This is a genomic window from Paenibacillus silagei (genome assembly GCF_017874735.1).
In the GTDB taxonomy this organism is placed as follows: Bacteria; Bacillota; Bacilli; order Paenibacillales; family Paenibacillaceae; genus Paenibacillus_AQ; species Paenibacillus_AQ silagei.
In genome coordinates this window covers 53,369-74,860 of sequence record NZ_JAGGLV010000031.1, presented here as the reverse complement: position 1 = coordinate 74,860, position 21,492 = coordinate 53,369, and the positions used below count along the sequence as shown (strand labels likewise).

The 21,492-nt window shown below is 51.5% G+C and carries 19 protein-coding genes; 13 read left to right on the top strand and 6 right to left on the bottom strand.

Annotation, left to right across the window (positions count from 1 at the left end):
• Window positions 1-67: 67 nt before the first annotated feature.
• The 3 genes from J2Z70_RS29735 (at window position 68) to J2Z70_RS29725 (ending at window position 2,450) form a co-directional block, all read left to right on the top strand.
• Entirely contained in the window at window positions 68-589 is a 522-nt protein-coding gene (locus tag J2Z70_RS29735) for a MarR family transcriptional regulator (protein ID WP_209879005.1), read from the top strand.
• A 21-nt stretch (window positions 590-610) separates the two neighbouring features.
• On the top strand, window positions 611-826 hold the full coding sequence (locus tag J2Z70_RS29730; protein WP_209879003.1) for a hypothetical protein: 216 nt from the start codon (window positions 611-613) through the stop codon (window positions 824-826).
• Between the two features lie 181 nt (window positions 827-1,007).
• Entirely contained in the window at window positions 1,008-2,450 is a 1,443-nt protein-coding gene (locus J2Z70_RS29725) for a hypothetical protein (RefSeq protein WP_209879001.1), read from the top strand.
• A 35-nt stretch (window positions 2,451-2,485) separates the two neighbouring features.
• Here the strand turns inward: J2Z70_RS29725 and J2Z70_RS29720 are convergent, their stop codons facing one another.
• Window positions 2,486-2,848, bottom strand: coding sequence for a winged helix-turn-helix transcriptional regulator (locus J2Z70_RS29720; RefSeq protein ID WP_209878999.1), 363 nt, complete (start codon window positions 2,846-2,848; stop codon window positions 2,486-2,488).
• A gap of 137 nt (window positions 2,849-2,985) precedes the next feature.
• On the opposite strand from J2Z70_RS29720, the gene J2Z70_RS29715 reads away from it, so the two are divergent.
• From J2Z70_RS29715 to J2Z70_RS29705, 3 genes are all read left to right on the top strand, one after another.
• Window positions 2,986-4,581: an extracellular solute-binding protein gene (locus tag J2Z70_RS29715; RefSeq protein ID WP_245368622.1), complete on the top strand. Its 1,596-nt coding sequence runs from the start codon at window positions 2,986-2,988 to the stop codon at window positions 4,579-4,581.
• Window positions 4,578-5,489 carry an ABC transporter permease gene (locus J2Z70_RS29710; protein WP_209878995.1) on the top strand — a complete coding sequence of 304 codons (912 nt, stop codon included), beginning with the start codon at window positions 4,578-4,580 and terminating at the stop codon, window positions 5,487-5,489. Before J2Z70_RS29715 ends, J2Z70_RS29710 begins: the two co-directional genes overlap by 4 nt.
• A 134-nt stretch (window positions 5,490-5,623) precedes the next feature.
• Complete coding sequence (locus J2Z70_RS29705; RefSeq protein ID WP_342593069.1) at window positions 5,624-6,370, top strand: carbohydrate ABC transporter permease; 747 nt, start codon at window positions 5,624-5,626, stop codon at window positions 6,368-6,370.
• 57 nt (window positions 6,371-6,427) lie between these two features.
• Here the strand turns inward: J2Z70_RS29705 and J2Z70_RS29700 are convergent, their stop codons facing one another.
• The gene (locus J2Z70_RS29700; protein ID WP_209878993.1) at window positions 6,428-6,997 is read right to left on the bottom strand and encodes a TetR/AcrR family transcriptional regulator; all 570 of its coding nucleotides are present in this window, start codon (window positions 6,995-6,997) and stop codon (window positions 6,428-6,430) included.
• A gap of 165 nt (window positions 6,998-7,162) precedes the next feature.
• Between J2Z70_RS29700 and J2Z70_RS29695 the strand changes: the two genes are divergently transcribed.
• A complete protein-coding gene (locus J2Z70_RS29695; RefSeq protein WP_209878991.1) occupies window positions 7,163-8,122 on the top strand; it encodes a carotenoid biosynthesis protein in 960 nt (319 codons plus the stop codon).
• Window positions 8,123-8,200: 78 nt separating this feature from the next.
• Here J2Z70_RS29695 and J2Z70_RS29690 read toward each other — a convergent pair whose 3' ends face one another.
• On the bottom strand, window positions 8,201-9,121 hold the full coding sequence (locus J2Z70_RS29690) for an aldo/keto reductase (protein ID WP_209878989.1): 921 nt from the start codon (window positions 9,119-9,121) through the stop codon (window positions 8,201-8,203).
• Between the two features lie 157 nt (window positions 9,122-9,278).
• Here J2Z70_RS29690 and J2Z70_RS29685 point away from each other — a divergent pair, with 157 nt between their 5' ends.
• Together J2Z70_RS29685 and lacZ are read left to right on the top strand one after the other, a co-directional pair.
• A complete protein-coding gene (locus J2Z70_RS29685; protein ID WP_076085605.1) occupies window positions 9,279-9,671 on the top strand; it encodes a MerR family transcriptional regulator in 393 nt (130 codons plus the stop codon).
• Window positions 9,672-9,779: 108 nt separating this feature from the next.
• Complete coding sequence (lacZ, locus tag J2Z70_RS29680) at window positions 9,780-12,845, top strand: beta-galactosidase, LacZ type (protein ID WP_209878987.1); 3,066 nt, start codon at window positions 9,780-9,782, stop codon at window positions 12,843-12,845.
• Window positions 12,846-12,895: 50 nt separating this feature from the next.
• Here the strand turns inward: lacZ and J2Z70_RS29675 are convergent, their stop codons facing one another.
• Entirely contained in the window at window positions 12,896-13,774 is an 879-nt protein-coding gene (locus J2Z70_RS29675) for a helix-turn-helix transcriptional regulator (RefSeq protein WP_209878985.1), read from the bottom strand.
• Between the two features lie 569 nt (window positions 13,775-14,343).
• Here J2Z70_RS29675 and J2Z70_RS29670 point away from each other — a divergent pair.
• The 4 genes from J2Z70_RS29670 (at window position 14,344) to J2Z70_RS29655 (ending at window position 18,509) form a co-directional block, all read left to right on the top strand.
• Window positions 14,344-15,210, top strand: a complete 867-nt coding sequence (locus J2Z70_RS29670; protein WP_235192047.1) for an ABC transporter permease — start codon at window positions 14,344-14,346, stop codon at window positions 15,208-15,210.
• Window positions 15,211-15,246: 36 nt separating this feature from the next.
• Window positions 15,247-16,140 carry a carbohydrate ABC transporter permease gene (locus tag J2Z70_RS29665; RefSeq protein WP_036700398.1) on the top strand — a complete coding sequence of 298 codons (894 nt, stop codon included), beginning with the start codon at window positions 15,247-15,249 and terminating at the stop codon, window positions 16,138-16,140.
• A 148-nt stretch (window positions 16,141-16,288) separates the two neighbouring features.
• On the top strand, window positions 16,289-17,884 hold the full coding sequence (locus J2Z70_RS29660) for an extracellular solute-binding protein (protein ID WP_209878981.1): 1,596 nt from the start codon (window positions 16,289-16,291) through the stop codon (window positions 17,882-17,884).
• A gap of 382 nt (window positions 17,885-18,266) precedes the next feature.
• Entirely contained in the window at window positions 18,267-18,509 is a 243-nt protein-coding gene (locus tag J2Z70_RS29655; protein WP_209878979.1) for a hypothetical protein, read from the top strand.
• 13 nt (window positions 18,510-18,522) lie between these two features.
• On the opposite strand, the gene J2Z70_RS29650 is transcribed toward J2Z70_RS29655, so the two are convergent.
• Window positions 18,523-18,912 (bottom strand): hypothetical protein, encoded by a 390-nt coding sequence (locus tag J2Z70_RS29650; RefSeq protein WP_209878977.1) that lies wholly within the window; start codon window positions 18,910-18,912, stop codon window positions 18,523-18,525.
• Between the two features lie 185 nt (window positions 18,913-19,097).
• On the bottom strand, window positions 19,098-21,338 hold the full coding sequence (locus tag J2Z70_RS29645) for a helix-turn-helix domain-containing protein (RefSeq protein WP_209878975.1): 2,241 nt from the start codon (window positions 21,336-21,338) through the stop codon (window positions 19,098-19,100).
• Window positions 21,339-21,492: the final 154 nt, after the last annotated feature.

Genomic DNA, 21,492 nt, shown 5'->3' with positions numbered 1-21,492 from the left:
ATAAACGGGCTAGTGCTGCCACTGAATAGGATCTGCAACTAACATAATGGGAGGAGAGAATGGGCAAGTGGAGTTTCAAAATCATTCTAAAGGTCACCTTTACGAGCAATACATCCGAATGCTGCATTTGAACGAATTATATACAGAACATGAAATTAACGTGTTTCGGGAGCAAGCCCAAAAGCTTCAAATTGATATGCTCTCCAATAATATTACCAGTGTACACGTCATTGATTGCATTGGTGATCATGAGCCAATCAATCATACTGGAATTACCAAAAGAATGAATTTGTCCAAAGCAAGTATTACAAATATTAGTTCAAAGTTATTGGAGATGGGTTTCATTGTGAGAAGTCAAATGAACAACAACCGGAAGGAAAGTTATTTCAGTCTAACGGATAAGGGAAGACAGGTTTATCAACTGCACCAAAAGATGCATCAAGAGAAAGAAGAGGGCTTCTACCAATTCATTGATTCTTATTCAGAGGCTGAGTTACAGACGATCGGAAAATTCATGAGTGATTTGTTAGCGCGTGCTGAAAAACACTATGGAAGGGGAGCTAGCGAGAATGACGACACGACAGATTGAGATGGAAGGAAGCATAGGCCGATGAAGAAGAAAAACCCGGACCTATCAGAGTTAGATCAGATTGCCAGGGAGAAAAGGAAGGTTCAATTTTACCTCAGATTGATGTTGGGATTGGGCTCAAGCTGTGGTGTGATGGTACCTATTGAACCTTTTTTTACGACTTTAAACGAGCTTTCTGCTCAAGAGACTGCACTTATACAAAAACAAGCGAAGGAACAATCAGACCAATTGGAATGAAAGAGCATTGAAATGAATGAGCAGCCCTCAAAAATGAGCGGCTGTTTATTTCTTAATATAGCAGTTTCATTATTGAAACTGACTTACGGAAATGAAATTAACATACTCTAAAGTGCGTACTTTTCAAGCTGGAGGAATGATTCTATACTGAGTCAAACATAGTGAATGGGGGAGGTTGCAAGTGGATTATCTGATCCGAATGGAGGGGGGAACTCTGCGCTTTGGAACGCAGGTGGACCTTAAATCAGAAGCGGTAACGGGAAATTCTAATACTGTCCGGGATCTGGTGAAGTGGGATATTCCTGCGGGTGTGTACCGGGCCAAGGATATTGTCCGTGAAGCCGGAATTCTGCTCGAAGCGGTTTGTGCCCGGCTGGGAGATGCCGCCGCCGGGCCGCTGTTAAGGAATCTTCAAGCAAGCCTGGCGGTTTCCGGGAGGGAAGCAGTGCTGCCGTTCGCTCCGCTGGCGGCGGGCGAGGAGCGAAAGAGCCTGTTCCTCGCCCAGGCAGAGCAAATCGGAACAGCTCTATCGGGCTGGGCGCGGGAGATTTATGCCGAGCAGCCGGGAAGGCAAAGGTATGGATATGATGCCTTGCTCCGGCTCGTTCATCGGAGCCGGTGCGATCAGCATTTGTGGACGCCGGAGGCGGTGGGGATTTTGATGGGGCCGGCCGGCAGCCCGGAAGTCATGCAGTTGTTCAACGAGTATTTGCATCAGCTCGTGTTGCTCAGGGATATACTGATTCCGTATGAAAATTGGGGGGAGGTCCCCTTGGAGATCGGAGAGGATCATGAGGTTATTGGGCTGCGTCACATCGAGCCCGCGCGGGACCGCTTCTTCACCGAGCTGATTGTCAAACGGATTGCACACAAGGAAATCGTACGTTTTACCCAAAAGGTGCTGTGCCCTGAGCTTGTCCCGGTTGGTTACGGATTCCAATACCGGCTTGGCACTGTGCTGCCCGCAGCGGTCGGGAAGTCGCCGGTAACCGCAGCCCCGGGCCTGCTCCGCTGGCACCCTGCGCAAATCCTGCCAGGTTCGGAAGCCGGGAATACGGAGGCGGTCGCTTTCGACTATGAGCAGGCCGATTACGGGGCGGCGCCCCGCAGCTATATTGATTCTTGTGCGCCCGGCAGGCCAAACAGGGACGGGGCCAATGCGGCAAGTCTGCATTTTAGAAGTGCTGCCGATATCGTACCCCGGATGCCGCCGCCGGGCCGCGCTTCGCTTGAGTTGCGGTTGACTGCTTCTGAGGGAGGCCGTGAATATCGTGTGGATCTTGGACAGGCTCTGCGGGGCCACCGCTATATGTACCGTCCCGGGGCTGCCATTTCCACAGAAACAGAATCCAGTCCCACCTCCGGGAGTGAAGGACATTCCGGTTGGCTAGAGTACGAAGCGGCTGATATATTGGATTTGCCCGGTCTGGTAGACAGCTCCCGGGACAGCATATACTATGTTTCGGCTGAAGGGAACACGCCGCTCCTTCTGGGACTGCTTGGCAAGCTGTTCCCGCAGAACGTCGTCATCATCGACGGAGATGGGGCAGATGAGTACCCTGGGGCACTTCGGGCAGGCAAACAATTCGGTGCCAAATTCCTGCTCCACCGCGGCATTCCCTAAGTTTACGGGAAGAAGTTCAGCAGCAGAGGAGGAGGTTATGCGTGCTGCTCCGCAGCCGCCTGATTCTCCTCCGGAAATGCCCGTATATAATCGGCGCCAAAGTCGCAGAGCTGGACTAGGATGGACATAAGCCTTTTACCCGTATCGGTAAGGGAGTATTCTACCTTCGGCGGAACGACGGCGTACACCTTGCGGACGATTAAACCGGCGGTTTCCAGGTCTCTTAGCTGTATCGTCAGCATTTTTTGCGTGGCTCCGGGCATTAATCGCAGCAGTTCATTGAAACGGTAGGTTTGCTGCGATAAATGGCCTAGAATCAAGGGCTTCCATTTGCCGCTGATCAACCCCAGTGCAATTTCGGAGGTGCACATGAAATCGTGATTGCGGTACCTGATCATTGTTTAGCCTCCTCTTTTTTTTGCAGGAATGTCGAGTAATTATCTATATTTACTTTGAATTATATCAAAACGGGCCCTCTGTTTACAAGAGTGACAACCGCAGCTCATAAGGAGTGAACCTTCAAGATATGCTGACAATGAAAAAAACATTCGTGCTGCCGTTTGTGATGGCTGTGCTGATCCTAATCACGGCGTGCTCAGGACGAAGCGAGGCGCCGGAAGCGGTGCAACCGGCGGGCAGCGGCTCAGGCTCGGAATATCCGATTCAGACGGACACTGAACTAACCTATTGGCTGTTAACTCAGACGACCCTCAAACCGGGCATCAATGATATCCCCTTTTATCAGGAATGGCAGAAGCGGATTGGCGTTCCGATCCGGTTCTCGGAAATATCCTCGGCTCAGGCGAAGGAAGCGTTCAGCGTTATGTTGTCTTCAGGGGCACTGACCGACATTATCGAATATAACTGGCTGACCGGTTTGCCGGGGGGACCGGAAAAGGCGCTTAAGGACGGCTACATTCTGAGATTAAACGATCTGATTGACCAGTATGCGCCGAACTTGAAAAAATATTTGCAGGAGCACCCCGACATCGACAAGCTGGTCAAAACGGATAACGGAGACTATTATGCTTTCCCGTTTCTCAAAGAGGGGGGGATGACAACTCAATGGTCGGGTCCGGTGCTACGAAAGGATTGGCTGCAGGAACTGAATCTGGACGTTCCGGCGACCATCGGCGAGTGGCACAAAGTGCTTACAGCGTTCAAGGAACAAAAGGGAGCGCGGGCTCCGCTGACTTTCAATAGTCAATCCAATGCGCTGCAAGGTTTCCTGGACGGGGCATTCATCGGAGCGTTCGGGGTCATTCGTGACTTCTACGTTGAAGACGGAAAGGTGCAGTATGGACCGTTGCAGCCTGGATACAGACAGTTTTTGGAGACGATGAACGCTTGGTATAAGGAAGGGCTGCTGGACCCCAACTTCTCCCAGAATGACCGCAAAATGCAGGATGCCAATATCATGACCGGAGCTTCCGGAGCTACCTTCTCCTCAGGTGCCAATATAGATAAATGGGAGGCGGCTCTTGCCGCCGGTCATCCGCAGGCCGCCTTCGTGTTTGCGCCTTATCCCGTGCTGAATAAGGGCGAGACGCCGAAGTTCGGACAGGAAGCTTGGTTATACGGGGCTGAAGCATCCGCTGCCGTGTCCGCCACCAGCAAGCATCCCGAGCTCGCCGTTCAGGTGCTTGATTATGCTTATGGAGAAGAGGGCTATCTCTTGTTCAACTATGGAACGGAGGGGCAGTCCTACACCATGCAAGACGGCAAGCCGGAGGTAACCGGTCTGATTACACAAAATCCGGACAACTTGTCCTATCTTGAAGCGTTGACTCTGTATACCCACACTGTGAATCCAGGCCCCTATGTCGAGTCCAAAGAGCTGATCGGCAAATTGGCCCTGACGAACGAGGATCATAATTATGACCACTGGAAAACGGACAATCTGAAGCATGTTCTGCCTCCCGTCTCGATTACGGCGGAGGAATCAGGTGAATATGCGCGTATTATGGCCGACATTAATACACTTGTCGACGAGACGACGCTTAAGATTATTCTGGGCACGGTCTCTGCGGATGACGCTTACCGCAAGTTTACGGACCAGCTTGAGCAACTGGGCATCGGCCGCGCGCTAGAAATTCAGCAGGCTGCTTACGAGCGCTTCCTTAGCCGATGAATAGACGCAGTATCGCCAGGGATTTCAAGCGTAATAAGTGGCTGTATGCATTGGCGCTTCCGGTGGTCATCTATTATGTGTTGTTTCAATACCTGCCCATGTACGGTGCAGTTATTGCGTTTCAGAATTATACGCCAATGAGGGGAATTTGGGGAAGCGAGTGGATCGGGCTGGAGCATTTCCACTCCTTCTTCAACAGCTACTATTTCTGGCGCTTGCTCGGGAATACCGTGCTGCTGAGCCTATACTCGCTACTGTTTGAATTTACGGCTCCCATCATCCTTGCGCTGTTGATACATGAGGTCCGTTCACGTTATATCAAGTCTTTTGTGCAGACGGTATCGTTCATGCCTTACTTCATCTCGCTGATCGTTGTCAGCAGTCTGATCAAGGACTTGACCCACAGCGGCGGCATTGTGAATCTGGTCTATACGTGGCTGACCGGCGGGGACGGCCAGGATATGCTGCAGCAGCCGGGGCTGTTCCGGGGCATCTATGTACTGTCCGAAATCTGGCAGCGGATGGGCTGGGAGTCGATCATTTATGCGGCTGCGCTCACCACGATTCCAAGGGAGCAGTACGAGGCGGCGCGAATAGACGGTGCCAGCCGGTTCCGTCAGATGATTAGTATTACGCTGCCCGGGCTGTTGCCGACGATTATGGTCATGGGTATATTGCGGATGGGCCGTTTGCTGGAGGTTGGTTATGAGAAAATCCTGTTACTCTACAATCCCGTTATTTACGAAACGGCTGACGTCGTATCAACGTTTGTGTACCGCAAGGGGCTGCTTGACAACGACTGGAGCTTTAGCTCTGCTATTGGTTTATTCAATTCCGCGATTAATCTCCTGCTTCTGCTGTCCGCCAACGCGCTCAGCCGGAAAATCAATCAAAACAGCTTATGGTAGGAGGCCGAATCTATGCATTTGCCGGACCGGATCCTTGATATTATCGTATATGCTCTGTTGACTGTTCTTGTGGTTGTTACCCTGTATCCGCTAATGTATGTCCTGTTTGCCTCCTTCAGCGAGGGGATAGGCTTATGGCCAGCGGCAGCCTGTTGTGGAAACCGGCCGGATTCAGCATGCTGGCCTATGAGAGAGCGCTTGCCAATCTGGCCATCTGGACGGGGTACGGGAATACGATTAAGCTTGTTGCCGGTGGTATCGTTCTTAATTTAACCATGACGATTGTGGCGGCGTATGTGCTTTCGCGGCGTCTGGTGCTGTGGAATAAGCTGTTGATGCAGTTCATTGTGGTGACGATGTTCTTTAACGCAGGCCTGATTCCGTTCTATCTTGTGGTAAAAGGGATGGGGCTCATGAATACCCTGGGGGCGCTGCTCCTTCCGTTTGCAATCCATACGTTTCATCTGATTATTCTGCGCACCGCCTTTCTGTCGCTCCCCGCCGAGCTTGAGGAGTCGGCCCAGATCGACGGAGCTAACCATCTGACGCTGCTGCTCCACATCGTGCTTCCGTTGTCCTTGCCGGTCATTAGCGTTATCGTGCTGTATACGGCAGCAGACAAATGGAATATGTGGTTTATTCCTTCCGTGTTCATTCAGGAGCGTACGCTGTATCCGCTGCAGCTTGTCCTGCGCGAGATTCTGCTCAATAACGCCACGGATAACATTTCGTACGGGGCGGGTGTAGGAGAGGCCGCGAAAATTGGCGAAACGATCAAATATGCAACCATCGTGATCTGTACGGTACCTGTTCTGGTCATCTATCCATTTCTGCAGAAGTATTTTGTGAAAAGCGCCCTGGTCGGGGCTATTAAGGGATAGAGCAGTACGAGTATAGAATAGCGGCCCTCAAAATGAGAGGCCGCTTCTTTTTATGCTTTATGATTTTTCCGAATAAAATGCTTTGGATACGGCCTCTGTGGCTTTATCAATAAAAGCTGCAACTTTACTCGGGCTTTCCTTCAGACCACTGCTTACCCACTTTTTAATAATGGCTATGCTGCCATGAGCGGTAAACGTATACCAGGACTCAAATAATTGCGGATCAAAATATTTTAATTCCTGCTTCCAGCGCTCAATCGTTAAATCGTGACTGATATACAGGATTCTTTCCAATAATTCTTTGTCGCCATGCTCCGAGAACAGAACCTCACATATCGTTTTATTCGCTTTTATATACTTACATAATTCATAAGATAGCTTCTGAGGGTCTGAAGAATTAATCCCAAGCTGCTTAATTTCTTCGTAAAGATCATTTTCGATCGTTGCAAGAAGCTCAAACTGATTCGCATAGTGTGAATAAAAGGTGTTGCGGTTAATCCCTGCTTCTCTGCAAATGTCGGTCACTGTAACTTTATTGATAGACCGTTCTGTCAACAGCTTCAACAAGCTTTCTTTGATCACCATTTTTGTATATCTCACTCTGTGATCTGTTTTTTTGTCTTCCATATTATCCTCCCAATTTAAAATAATAAAATAGTAAATGAACAAATCTAATGTGATTTGTATGATAACTAACATATCTCAATCGAACAGCCTGTTGTTTAAGTAACACAGTGAAATTATAATTTACTTGAACGTTCAATTCAAATTCATCTTAAATGGAGGTAAAATATGGGTGATATAACTGTCGTACCTGTATGGATAATTCAAGATATTAGCGTCTTAATTGCTGCTGTTCTAATGGTTTTTTATATCCTTGATAAGGAAACGCATCCCAAAACAGTTCTGCTGCAATTTCTTGGTTTTGTATTTTTTTACGCCGCCGTTTTTGAAATTACTGCTTCATCGCTTGGGGAAGGGTTCTACGCCTACGGGCGGAGTATTTTGATGTTATTTAATATACCGATTACTGTGCCTATTATTGAGTTTCTGATCATTTATTCCACTTTGCGTGTTCTGAAGTCTGTAAATATACCTTCCTGGACGAAACCCTTTATTACGGGATTAAGCGCTATGGTGTTTGACTTTTCACTCGACCCGGTGGCCGTTAAACAGATTTATGAGACCTTGGATGGAACCATTGCCAGATGGACGTATTATCCGCTGGCCGGTGAACCTCAAATCTATGGGGAACCGGTGATGAATTTTACAGGATGGATTTATATAGCGGGGTATTGGACCGTCTTTATTCTGATAGGGGAATGGTGGCATAAAAAGAAAGGCTACAGTAAAACCGTTGGTTACATCTATCCGTTTCTGGCGGCCCTTGCGTCATTGGCTTGTATGTTCTCACCTTTGTCTAACTTCTTTAATTATATGGGGCCGTTCTTCGCCAGAACCTCTAATATGCAATGGGTGAATTTCATCGCCCTTTCTGTAATTACAGTAGGAGTTTTAGCATTAACGTTTACAAAGTTTTGGGACCGGAAGATTAATTATTCAATCACTCCGAAAAAAGACTTTCCGATCATGTTTACGTTCTTAGGTTTCCCGCTGGTTAACACTATATTTTGCCTTATAGGAGGTTTCACGGAAGTATTGTGGCTGGTCGTTCTGGCTCAGATCGTATTAATGGTAGCCTGGATCGGAATTTATAGGATGGGTAAAAAAGCAAGCCCGATCGCGAGGTAGTTAAAGAAAACAGAAAACACCGCCAGACTCTAGACCACTTTTGGTCTAAAGCTGGCGGTGTGTTTTTGCCTTCTTCGTTTAAGGCAGCACATTTCCCGCTGCGCGGTAAATTTCGTACCATTCCTCGCGGCTGAGGGTGATGCTTGAGGCCTTGGCGATGTCGAGCAGGCGCGCGGTGTTGGTGGTGCCGACAATCGGCTGCATTTTGGCCGGATGGCGAAGCAGCCAGGCGGTCGCGATGGCGGTATCGGTTACCTCTTTTTCTGCGGCAAGACGGTTAATCACTTCATTTACCTTAGGTAACTTCTCGTTGCCCAGGAATACGCCCTCGAAGAATCCGTATTGGAACGGCGACCATGGCTGGATGGTCATATCGTGCAGGCGGCTGTATTCCAGGATACCACCATCATGGACTACGGAACCCGCATTGGTCATGTTGACATTGAAGCCGGCATCAATCATGCCGGTAACCATGATGCTGAGCTGAAGCTGGTTGAAGAGGAGGGGCTGCTTGACATTCTTTTTCAGCAGCTCAATCTGCAGCGGGTTCTGGTTGCTGACGCCGAAATGCTTGACCAGCCCTCTGCGCTCCAGATCATCGAAGGCTTCGGCTACTTCTTCCGGCTCCATTAGGGTATCGGGGCGGTGGAGGAGCAGGACATCTACATAATCGGTCTGCAGCCGCTTCAAGCTGTTCTCTACTGAGCTCACGATATGCTCCTTGGAGAAGTCAAAGAAGCCATTGCGGATGCCGCATTTGGCCTGAATCATCAGCCGGTCGCGCATGCCGGGATTTGCAGCCAGTACATCTCCGAATACTTCCTCCGCTTTGCCGCCGGCATAAATATCCGCATGGTCAAAAAAGTCTATTCCCACCTCAAGGGCGCTGTGGATATGGACTTCAGCCTCTTTGGGAGACAAATCAGCGATCCGCATACAGCCGAGTGAAATCTCGGACACCTCAAGTGTACCGTTAGCCACATTAATTCTTTTTACCATTAATTATTCACTCCTTAAATGAAGGTATAGTGTAAGCTTAGACCTTAGAGTTAGGTGTAAGTCAATAGAATCATAGAGTGGCTGTTCATAGAAACGGATTGGTGTTACCTTTACATATAGGTGAAGCCAGCCATGGTTGGCAGAAAGGAGCTGCATGATGGGATACAGCATCAAAACCATAGCACAAAAAAGCGGACTGAGCCAATATACGCTGCGTTACTACGAACGGGAGGGTGTATTGCCGGTCGTGGCAAGGGATGTGAACGGTAACCGTTGCTTCAATGATGAGGATCTGGAGCTGATCTCGCTAATCTGCTGCCTGAAGGATACCGGAATGGCTATAGCGGATATTAAGCAATTCATTGCGTTCTCGCAGGAAGGCAGGGACCGTCTGCCCGATCAGCGCAAGCTGCTGCAGGAGCATAAACAGCATATCGATGAGAAGATTAAGTTCTTTCAGAGCTTTGCCCGGAAGATTGACCATAAGATCGCTTATTTTGCCTCCCTTGAGAATGAAGCGAAAGCCTCCGGAAATCATAAAACCACCTGAAAAGTAAGTTATCTGCACCGAAGTTGTGATCCGCTTCTTGGAGCCGGGGCAAACTTTGGGTAGAATAAGGAACAGATTCACTTCAAGAAGATGAAGGAGGACACTATAATGTCAGGCAATGAACCTAGTCTGGATTGGCTGAGCGATGTATCTGTATTTAAGGTGAACCGGTTGGAAGCGCATTCGGACCACCGCTATTATAGAACGATGGAGGAAGCGGAGAGACAAGCCCCCATGGCGCTGCGCCACTCTCTGAACGGAGACTGGAAATTCAGCTATGCGGTGAATGCGGCAGCCCGTGTTAAGGATTTCTATAAGACGGAATATGATACGAGAGGCTGGGGGGATATCCAGGTGCCGGGTCATATTCAGCTTCAGGGGTACGGCAGGCCGCAATATGCGAATACGATGTACCCTTGGGACGGTCTGGATGCTGTAAGACCGCCGGAGATTCCGGTGAGCAATAATACGGTGGGCAGCTATGTGAAGTTTTTTGAGGTGCCGGAGAATATGGGGAAGGGACCGGTCTTTATTTCTTTTCAGGGGGTAGAGGCGGCTTGTTATGTATGGTTGAACGGGCACTTCGTCGGCTACAGCGAAGACAGCTTCACCCCTGCGGAATTCGATTTGACACCCTATCTGCAGGAAGGAGCCAATAAGCTCGCGGTTGAGGTCTATCAGCGCTGCACGGGGAGCTGGCTGGAGGATCAGGATTTCTGGCGGTTCTCGGGGATTTTTCGTGAGGTGTATTTGTATACGGTTCCTGAGCTGCATGTACAGGATCTGCGGATTCAGGCGGGGCTGGATGCTTCCTATGAGGAAGGCAAGTTAACGGCTGAACTTCGCATGGCGTCAGAGGCCGGAGCTGTAATCCGAATGGAGCTGAAGAATGCGGCAGGCGCTGTGGTGGCGACAGCAGAAGGACGGGCTGTGGCGGGCAAGGCGGCTCTGAGTATGGATGCAGGCAAGGTGTTCCTGTGGAGCGCGGAGAATCCGTACCTGTATAACGTCTGTATCTCTGTATGTAATAGCGAAGGGAAACTGGTGGAGGCGATTGTGCAGCGGGCGGGCTTCCGCGTGTTCGAGCTGAAGGACAAGCTGATGCTGCTAAACGGCCAACGGATCATGTTCAAAGGCGTCAACCGCCATGAGTTCAACCCCCGCACAGGACGGAACATCTCCAGGGAAGATATGATTAAGGATATCATCATCCTGAAGCAGAATAATATCAACGCAGTGCGGACCTCGCATTATCCGAATCAGACGCTCTGGTATGAGCTGTGTGATGAATACGGGGTGTATGTGATTGATGAGATGAATCTGGAATCCCATGGCTCGTGGCAGAAGATGGGCGCCGTTGAGCCGTCCTGGAACATCCCCGGGGATAAGCCGGAGTGGGAGGGGATTGTCATGGACCGGGCGGTATCGATGCTGGAGCGCGATAAAAATCATCCGTCGATCCTGATCTGGTCCTGCGGCAATGAATCGTATGCGGGTGAGGTCATTCTCAAGGTGTCCCATTACTTCCGCAAGGCTGATCCTGGACGGCTGGTGCATTATGAAGGAGTCTTCCATAACCGCAAATATAATGACAGCAGTGATATGGAGAGCCGGATGTATGCCAAGCCCGCCGACATTGTGGAGTACCTGGAGAATCAGCCAGATAAGCCGTATATCAGCTGTGAGTATATGCATGCTATGGGGAATTCGGTTGGAGGACTCCATAAATATATCGAGCTGGAGAGCCGGTATCCGCTCTATCAGGGCGGCTTCATCTGGGATTATATCGATCAGGCGCTGGTAGCCAAGGACCGGTACGGTGAAGAGTATCTGGCGTATGGCGGGGATTTCGCTGACCGGCCGACGGACTACAGCTTCTGCGGCAACGGGATTGTTTTTGCTGACCGGATGATCACGCCGAAGATGCAAGAGGTGAAGTTCCTCTACCAGAACATCCGGCTTGTTCCTGAAGCGGATGCCGTGACGGTGATCAACGGGAATCTGTTCGAGGGAACGGAGCGGCTGCTGCTGGAGTTCAGGTTGTTCAGAGAAGGACGGGAGATCTTCAAGGGGCAGCAGGAGCTTGCGGTTGCGGCTCAGGAAGAGGCGAGAATCTCGCTGGAACTGCCGGATGTATCCACAGCTCCAGGGGAGTACACGCTGGCGGTAAGCCTTACGCTGAAGGAAGCTGAACTATGGGCGGATTCCGGGTTCGAGACCGCTTATGGAGAGCATGTGTTCCGCGTAGAAGCAGCCGGGGCAACAGCAGGCGGGAAAAAGGCACTGCTGCCTGCGTCCGGGGAGTTCGGCGTCATTGAAGGGGATGTAAATATCGGGGTCACCGGGCGCGGCTTCTCCGCCCTGTTCTCCAAGCAGGCGGGCTCCCTGGTGTCGCTCTGCTACGGGGGGCGCGAGATGATTGCGACTCCGCCGGCTCCGCTGTTCTGGCGGGCAACGACCGACAATGACAAAGGGACTGCGCTGGGGTACCATGCCGGCGGCTGGTTCGCGGCCAGTCTGGCCCGCCAGTGTACGGCGGTCAGCCTGCACACCGAAGCAGACCGGGCTAAGGTCAGCTTCGACTACGCCTTCAGCATCAGCAGTGAGCTGAAGGCAAGCATTGAATACACGGTCCATGCCGACGGCAGCGTCCGTGTCCGGATGGTCTACACCGGAGCAGACGGCTTGCCGGATGTGCCGGTAGTGGCGGTATCCTTCCGGATGCCGGCAGACTACGAGGCCACCGAGTGGTATGCCCGCGGACCGGAAGAGAACTACAGTGACCGCGCGTATGGAGCGCGGCTCACCCGCTTCCGGCGTAAGGTGACGGAGCTGCCGTCACCGTATCTGGTGCCGCAGGAATCCGGCAACCGGACGGGCGTCCGTGAGGTGAGCATCACGGACAGCCGGGGTTATGGGCTGCAAGTTCAGGCGGCTGCGGGCCAGCCGCTGGAATGTACGCTGTCACCGTATACAGCGTTCGAGCTGGAGCAGGCAGCACATGCTTATGAGCTGCCTAAGGTGCACTACACGGTTGTCACCCTCGCGGCACAGCAGATGGGTGTGGGCGGGGATGACAGCTGGGGAGCGCCGGTGCATCCGGAATACCGGATCGCAGCGGGTAAGCAGCTGGAATTCGAGTTCACACTGACGGCGGCATTGCCGGAGGCGTAATCATCACTAAGTGAACAGGCCATCAGCGTATTCTTCGCTGATGGCCTGTTTCATGAGAAGCGCTGCCGGTATTCGCGCGGCGACAACCCCTCCAGCTTCATGAAGCTGGAGCTGAAGTAGGAGGATTGGTTGAAGCCGACCTCTCCGGCAATCCGGGAGATCGGGAAGCTGGTCTGCATCAGCAGCAGCTTGCTCTGTCCGATACGGTAGCGGAGCAGATATTCCATGGGTGAACAGCCATATACCTTGTTCATGCAACGGGCGATATAGACCGGATGAAAGTTGAGGCTGTCTCCCAGCATGGCGGTTGTAATCTCTTCACGGTAGTGGGTGCGGAGATAGGAGGCGGCCTGCTCGGCACATAGGGTGGTTTGGGAGCTGCGGTGCTCCGGGTTCACAGAAGCGGCCAGCTGCTGCAGAAGATCCTGGAAGAGGAGCTGCTGCCGGAAGCGGACGGCTTCGAGGTGGGCAGTGGCCTGCAATTGCGTGAGCTGCTCCAATACCTCGTAAGCTCTGTCCGGCAGAAGTAAGTTAACAAACTGCGATAACATCAGATTGAAGGAGCTGATATCGAATAGAGAAGCGGGATGCTCTCCTGTAGTCTCAGTCAGAGTGCCGGAAGCGGACCCTGTCACCGATAAGGCGAGGTCATGGAAGGTCTGAAAGTGGAGCCAATGATAGGCCGTATCCTCCTTGCAGCCTTCGGTTCCAAAGTGGTGGCAGTCGGGGCGAAGGATCAAGGCATCGCCTGCCTTCACGGTGAAGCGCTGCTCCTCCTCGCCGATATACAGGCATCCCTGCTGGACAATGAGCAAGTCAAATACCTTGATCTGCTGGCGGCTCCGGTGCTGATAGCCGGGCTGGCAGTGATTGAGGCCGCTGGCTATATAATGCGGCAGGGGAGGGATGCGGAACAGAAGCGGGTTCATGGGCTGGCCTCCTGAAGAAAGTTTGGATATTGAAAGTTTAGGTTGGAGAATTAGTACATTTCCCAGAGTATATCACCTATAATTTATTACAGGCAAGTTTAAATCGTAAGGCTGTGGATATGTCCAGCGCGACCACCCGAATTCCCCCGGATTCTTCTCCTTAAGGAGTACTCCGGGGGCTTATTTGCGTTGAACTTGCGATTACTGCACAAATGTATGATAAGTGCACAGTGCGGTTAGCCGTAAAGTACAGGAATATCCCGAAGCTTCACTGTTCAGCCGCAGGAGGCTTCTTCTATACTCAGGTCATACATTGGATTTCACGAAGCCGCAGGGGCCATCAAGGCCCAAGGGCAGAGGCTTCGAACCCAGTGACGCGGCAACTTATCTATAGGCATAGGAGAGTGAAGGCTTTGAGACACCGCAAACGCAAGACCGGTATACCGCTCGTCACCCAGCTTCCCTTGAAGGGAACAGGCGGGCTGTCCCCGCAGCTTGAGTCCGGCACCCGGAAGACAAGGAATAAGGGCTTCGTGCATGAGCTGGTCCATAACCGGATTCTGTTCCTGATGCTGCTGCCAACGCTGTTGTTCTTTCTAATTAACTCGTATTTTCCGATGGTCGGGGTCTATTATGCGTTCACGCAGTTTGATTTCAATTCCGGGCTGTTCGATGCTCCCTTCGTGGGGCTGAAGAACTTTGAATTCCTCTGGAAGTCCGGCACGCTGGTGAAGCTGACGCTCAATACGATCGGCTATAATCTGGCTTTTATTTTACTCGGGAATGTACTGGCGATTATCTGTGCGATTCTGCTCAGCGAGCTGCGGGTGAAGTGGTTCAAGAAGCTGACCCAATCGGTCATGTTCCTGCCGTACTTCGTATCGTTCGTTATTCTGAGCGTTATCGTCTACAATGTGTTCAATTATGATAACGGTTTCTTGAATACGCTGCTGACGCAGTTCGGGGCGAATCCGGTGGATGTCTATAATAATCCGGTCATCTGGATTTTCCTGATCATTCTCTTTTATCTCTGGAAAAATCTCGGCTACAGCATGGTCATCTACCTGGCCTCCATAACGGGCATCAGCGAGGAATACTATGAAGCGGCCAAAATTGACGGTGCCCACATTTTTCAGCGGATCTGGTATATCACGGTGCCGATGCTGAAATCGACCTTCGTCATGCTGCTGCTGTTCTCACTGGGGAGTATTATGAAGGGGCAGTTTGACCTCTTTTACCAGCTGATTGGCAATAACGGGGTGCTGTACAATACAACGGATATTCTGGATACGTACGTGTTCCGCTCGCTCAAGGTGACCTTCGATGTCGGGATGGCCACGGCGGCCGGCCTGTACCAATCACTGTTCGGCTTCTTCCTGATTATGACGGTCAACTATATCATCCGTAAAATAAATGACGATTACGCCTTGTTCTAGGTTGTGCGGAACCTGCTGCGGAAGGAGAGAAAGAGCATGCAAATCAAAGACGACTCGTACACCAGGCTACTCCAGGGAGTGGCTTACACCGTAATTATACTGGGCTCCTTAGCCTGTCTGATTCCGTTCCTGCTGATTATTTCCGCTTCCCTGACGGCTAATGAGTCCATCATCAAGGATGGTTATCATTTCATCCCGGCGCAGTTCTCGCTGGAGGGCTACAAGACAGTATTCACCTTCCCTGATGAGGTACTGCGGGCGTATGGGGTGACGCTGTTTACTACGGTGACGGGGACGACGCTGGGACTGTTCTTCATGACGATGGCCGGGTATGTGCTGGCCCGCAAGGATTTCAAATACCGCAATACCTTCTCGTTCTATATTTACTTCACGACCCTGTTCGGCGGGGGGCTGGTGCCCTGGTACATTATGATCACCAAGTATCTGCATCTGACGGACTCTTACGGGGCGCTGATTTTCCCTGGCTTGATGACGCCGTTCCTGATTATTCTGATGAAGAATTTCATCCGCTCGGCGGTGCCGGAGGAGCTGTTCGAATCGGCCAAGATTGACGGGGCGGGGGATTTCAAAATATATTGGCGCATTGTACTGCAGCTCTCGATGCCCGGGATTGCTACGGTAGGCCTGTTCCTTGCGCTGGCTTACTGGAACGACTGGTTCTCTTCATCGCTGTTCATTAATGATCCGCATAAGTATCAGCTGCAGTTCCATTTGTACAATGTCATCAACTCAGCCTCCTTCATCGCCAATATGGGCGCGGGTACCGGGGTCAGCTTAGGCAGTGATCTGCCGACAGAATCCACCAAGATGGCGATGGCGATTGTGGTCACGGGGCCGATTCTGTTCCTGTATCCGTTCATCCAGCGTTATTTCGTGAAGGGTCTGACGATCGGAGCGGTCAAAGGTTAGAACCGGCTGGCAGACTGTATCTTTACCGTACATCTGTTATATCGGCTAACATAGAGTTAGACACAAGGATGGTATGCTTCCGGGTAGAGATCTGCACGAGGGCATCGGGGAAGCGTGGGCGTACAACAAATTCTAGGAGGGTTCATTCATGAGAAAGAAAGCAGGCAGACGATCTTTGGTTACGCTTACAACGGGGTTGCTCGCTCTATCGCTCCTGGCCGGCTGCGGCGGGGGGAACAGCAATGGCAATACCGGCAGCGCCGGGAAGGACGGCAACGCAGGCACACCGCCTGCATCAGAGGGAGCTGCTCCGGCAGCGGATAGCGGGATCGACACCTCGAAGAAGGTGGAGCTGCAATTCTATATGCTCGGCGATGCTCCTAAGGATCTTCCGGCCATCCAGGCGGAGGTCAACAAAATGGCTGAAGCGGACCTGAACGCCACGGTAAAGTTCAACTTCACCAGCTGGACGGACTGGGATCAGAAGTATAAGCTGCTGCTATCCTCCGGGCAGGCAATTGATCTGATTTTTACGGCGGACTGGACGCAATATCAATCCTATGCGAAGCGCGGTGCCTTCCTGGCACTGGATGATCTGCTGCCTAAGGCGGCACCCGAGCTGCAGAAGTTCGTCCCTGAGAAAATGTGGGAGGATGTTAAGGTTGACGGTAAAATTTACACGGTTCCGGCGACCTTCAAGGAGTATGTAACCAACGGGTTCGTCTACCGCGAGGATCTGCGCAAGAAATACAATCTCCCGGAGCCCAAGGACTTGGCCAGCTATGAGGCTTACATGGACGGCATTGTCAAAAACGAGCCGGATATGATGCCGATGTCCCTCAATAGCGATGTGGGTAACAATCTCCATTATATCTATACGGAGCTGCATAAAATGGTCGGCGCGCTGCCGTACGGCATGGGTGTGAAGTATGATTCTCCGTCCACGGTCTACTCCTACTGGGGCTCCGAGGAGCAAAAAGAAGAGCTGAAGATGATGAAGCGCTGGGCCGATAAAGGCTTCATTCCAAAGAATGTACTGAATATTAAGGATACGATGCAGGACCCGGTCACTTCAGGTAAAGCGGCCAGCATGTTCGGGGACAATCCTAACCGGTTCAATGATATGAAGATGAAGATCAGCACAACTCATCCGGATTGGGAGCTGGCGTATTCTCCTTTCGGCTTAACCACCGGCTATGCGACCCCTGTACATCCGATTCACAACGGGTTCGCTATCCCGAAGAGCAGCAAGAACCCGGAGCGGGCGCTTGCCTTCTATCAGAAGATGGTGCTCGACAAACGGTATAATCAGCTGACGCAATACGGCATTGAAGGCAAGAACTACACAGTAGAAGACGGCTATTACAAGCTGGTCGGCACCAGTACCTCCAATGGCTTCACCCGTGAGGGCATGAATGGCTGGGCGTGGAGAAATCCGGAGTTCATGCTGTTTGACAAGGGCTTCGACGGGGTCAAGGCGATCTTTGATGAGCTGGATAAAATCCAGAAGCCGGACCTGTTCCTGGGCTTCGCCGAGGACTACACCTCTTATCAGGCAGAGAAGGCTGCGCTTGAGCAGGTAGAGAAGCAGTACCTGTTCCCGCTGGAGGCCGGACTGGTGGATGATGTGGATAAGGGCCTGGAGACCTTCATGCAGAAGGCTAAGCAGGCGGGCCTGGAGAAGATTCAGGCGGAGTGGACGAAGCAGTGGGAGGCTTATGTGGCTGAGAAAGGTCTAAAATAATGAGGGGAGCCCCGGGAGCCGAATGGCTTTTGGGGCTTTTTGTGCCCGGGGGTGCTGGGGTGGGACTGGAGCCGAAGTTGGTGCTGGAGTGGCGATGGCGCTTGGGTGGACGCTCCGAAAACGGAACGATGTTCCGATCGCTGTTGTGTCCGGATTTTTATTTATTCTACCTTAGCGGTGAAAATCCGGACACAAAGGCGAACGCTCCGCTTCTCCACATTCATTCCGTTTTCTCCGCTGTTTAAGCGCTGGGCACACCTGCGTCAACCCCGGCCCTCTTGCCGCGTCAGCCCCAGGCTTCCGGGGCAGGTGGGGAGAGCAGAAGAGCCCGTCTCCACGAATCTGGAGACGGGCTTGAGGTGAAGCGTACCCTAGCTTCTCCGTGCACACGGAGAAGGGCTTGGTGTTCCACCAAAGCGAACAAAAGAAGGCATGGTGTCCCACCAAAGCGAACAAAAGAAGGCTTGGTGTTCCACCAAAGCGAACAAAAGAAGGCTTGGTGTTCCACCAAAGCGAACAAAAGAAGGCTTGGTGTTCCACCAAAGCGAACAAAAGAAAGTTTGGTGTTCCACCAAAGCGATTAAAAGAAGGCTTGGTGTTCCACCAAAGCGTTACTGTACCATGAATGATAAAGTGTGCTATCTAGTCAATTCTATGAAAAATTGCTGTAAGTCCAGTTCTGATTTTATATTTTCAATTACGTTTTTCAGTCCAGGAACCCACAGCAGAGTGTCCTGCCGAATATAGTTTAATACTATGGCACAACTCCGTTCAAACTTTTCAATATGCGGACTGTGTTCATTGGTCAAAACATTTCTGACCTCTTCTGCTAATTTCATATAATCTGAGTTAATGTGATCCTGTTTACTAATTTCAGCAGGTTTTAATTTGGACCACACATAAGCTCCTCCTTCAACAACTGCTTCTGATCCCTCTAAATATTCCAGGAATGAATCCTCATTAATAAATTCATCGATCCGCTCCTCCAGACCTTTGAAAGCTTGAACAAAATTAATAACGTCTTCCAAAAAAGACACCTCCCGGATAAATAAGAAGATATGATTTTTGCTTGCTGCACAATTTCCTCAGTTAGCAAACCAATCTTATGTGATTTTAGTATATCGTGTTTGTTAACATTTTCAATTGTGAAAATGTTAACAAGTTGAATCTAAACTGAAGCCACGGCCCCAGATCGAAAACTTACAAATACGATTTATATAGTCCGCACGCTCTTCAAACGCCGGTAGTCGGTAGGTGTCGTACCGAAGCTGCGCTTGAACATCCGGTGCAGGTAGGAGCTGCTGGTGAAGCCGCAGCGCTCGGCGATCGCGGTGACGGGCAGGTCGGTATTCTCCAGCAGGGCGCACACTTCGCGCATCCGCACCTCCAGGATGACATCGACGATGCTGTTCATGGTCTGCTGCTTATAGAGGCGGCTGATATAGATGGGTGACATGTCCAGTTCATCGGCGATCTGGTTCAGGCTCAGATGAGGCTTCATGTAATCCTCATTGATCTTGGCGTTGATCTGGCAGATGAGGTCGTGCTGCTTGGTGTTCTTTTTGCCGGCCAGCTGCTCCTGCAGGGTATGGAAGAGGGCGGTGAAGGCCTCCTCGAGCTCCTCTATCGTCTCAATAGCGTCCAGGCTCGGCAGCTCGGCCATTCCATCAATTTGTAAGCGGTTACGCTTCTGGATAGTGTTCACGATTTCTCTGATGGTGACGCTGAGCCTGGACACGGTTAGCTGCGCGGTCTGGTAAGGGAAGGCCCCGGTCTCGCGGATCATCGCGCTGAACTGCTCGGCGGCGTCCGTCAGCTTGCCGCTCAGCAGCGCATCCGCTAGTCTCTTCTCCTTGTCCGCCGGATAATGATAAGTGCTGGACTCCAGCGCACAGATGTCCCGGGCATTCAGGATACTGCCATGCCCATAGAACAGGCGGTGATTCGACGCCTCGCGGACCTGCTGATAGAGCTGATGCAGATGGCTGGCATTACGGTCGATATGGCTGTAGGTCAGGGTAAGACTGATCTTCAGATAGTCGGAGCAGGCCTGCTGAATCTGCCGGAGCAGGGCTTCGATTAGGCCGGTATCCGTATATTCCACGGGATCGATAATGTTCAGCAGCACCAGAATCCCGTCATCGTTCATATCTACGGTCTCCACGCGGTAGGTCTGGCCGCAGATCTCGGAGGCGATGTTCATAATGGCAAACTTGGAGGCCAGCAGATAAGAGGAGCGGGCTTCCCGGAACTCCCGGTAACGGTCAATCCGCAGCAGGATCAGCCGGTAATCATCATTGAAGGTGAAATGAATGCCGAGCTGGCGCAGCTTCTCTACCTGCTGCATGGACTGCAAGGGCTTCAGGCCGAGGATCAGGTCCCGCAGTGTATTTTGCCGGATCATGAACATGCTGTCGCGCTTCTCGGTCTCCAGAATATGCATCTCGCTGACAATCCGGTTCATCGGCAGGTAGAGGCTTCTGGACATGATCCAGGAGAGGCCGATGCCGGCCACCAGCACCAGACCTGCGATCAGCAAGGTGGTGTTGCGGATGTTGTTGGTCTGCTTCGTAATGATCTCATACGGCGTAATTCGTACATACTGCCAGCTTAAATCATCCGGTGCCGTATAAGAGATCAGCGAGTTCACGCCCCCGAAGGGAGCGATGAAATACCCGGCCTCCCGGCCCTTGATCCGCTGCTCGATGAATCCTGCTTCCTCCGGGGTCAGCTCCTGCTGCTTCAGGCTGTTGCTGGAGCGGAAGGCGCCCTGATCATCCAGAATATAGGTCGCGCTGGTGGAATCCGCCGGGCTGGCGATCTCTTTGTTGATCCACGGAGCCGAAATATTCACAATCACCGCCGAATTAATGGCCCGGTCCCAGCCGATCGCATCCAGACACAGGAAGGTGTAGGCACGGACCTGATCGTTCTCCAGTGCGCCGTTGGAATAGACTCTGGGAATGGGAGTGAACGCCTTATAGTTCTGATAGTGGCTCAGGATATCCAGAATGGAGGTATCGACCAGCTCCTTCTCGGTATACACACCGTTCTGACCATGGGAGGAGGCAACATACAGCTGACCGCCCTTGGGATTATATACATAGATGGATTCAATATAAGGCATGGAGCTTAGATAGTTGCCCAGCTCGGACATGGCGGCGGTGACATCGTAGATGTCCGGCTTATCGTAGAACACGATTTTGGAGATGGTGCTGTTGCGGTAGATTTGAAAAGAAAGCGATTGCGCAGCATCCGTCATGTTCACGACCTCGCGGCTGGTCTGTGTGAGGTTGCCGAGGTCGGACTGGAAGGTCTGTTTCTTTTCTACGCCGATATAGTAGTTGTAATAAATGATGGTGGAGACCAGAAAGGTTAAGGAGACGCAAAGCGTAATGCTGACTAGCAGTCTGCTGTACAATGCCCGTTGATTGCCGATCTTGTTCAGTCTCATCCAAAGTAGCCCCCTGACTCACTGTGTATTCTTGCGGGTACCGTCCTTGTCGTAAATGTTCATAGTACGATTATAAGCTCCAGCCTATGAACAGGACAGTAGAACAAGCTTATAACTGTGAACAGGCTGGACCCCTGCGCAGTGAACAAATGCA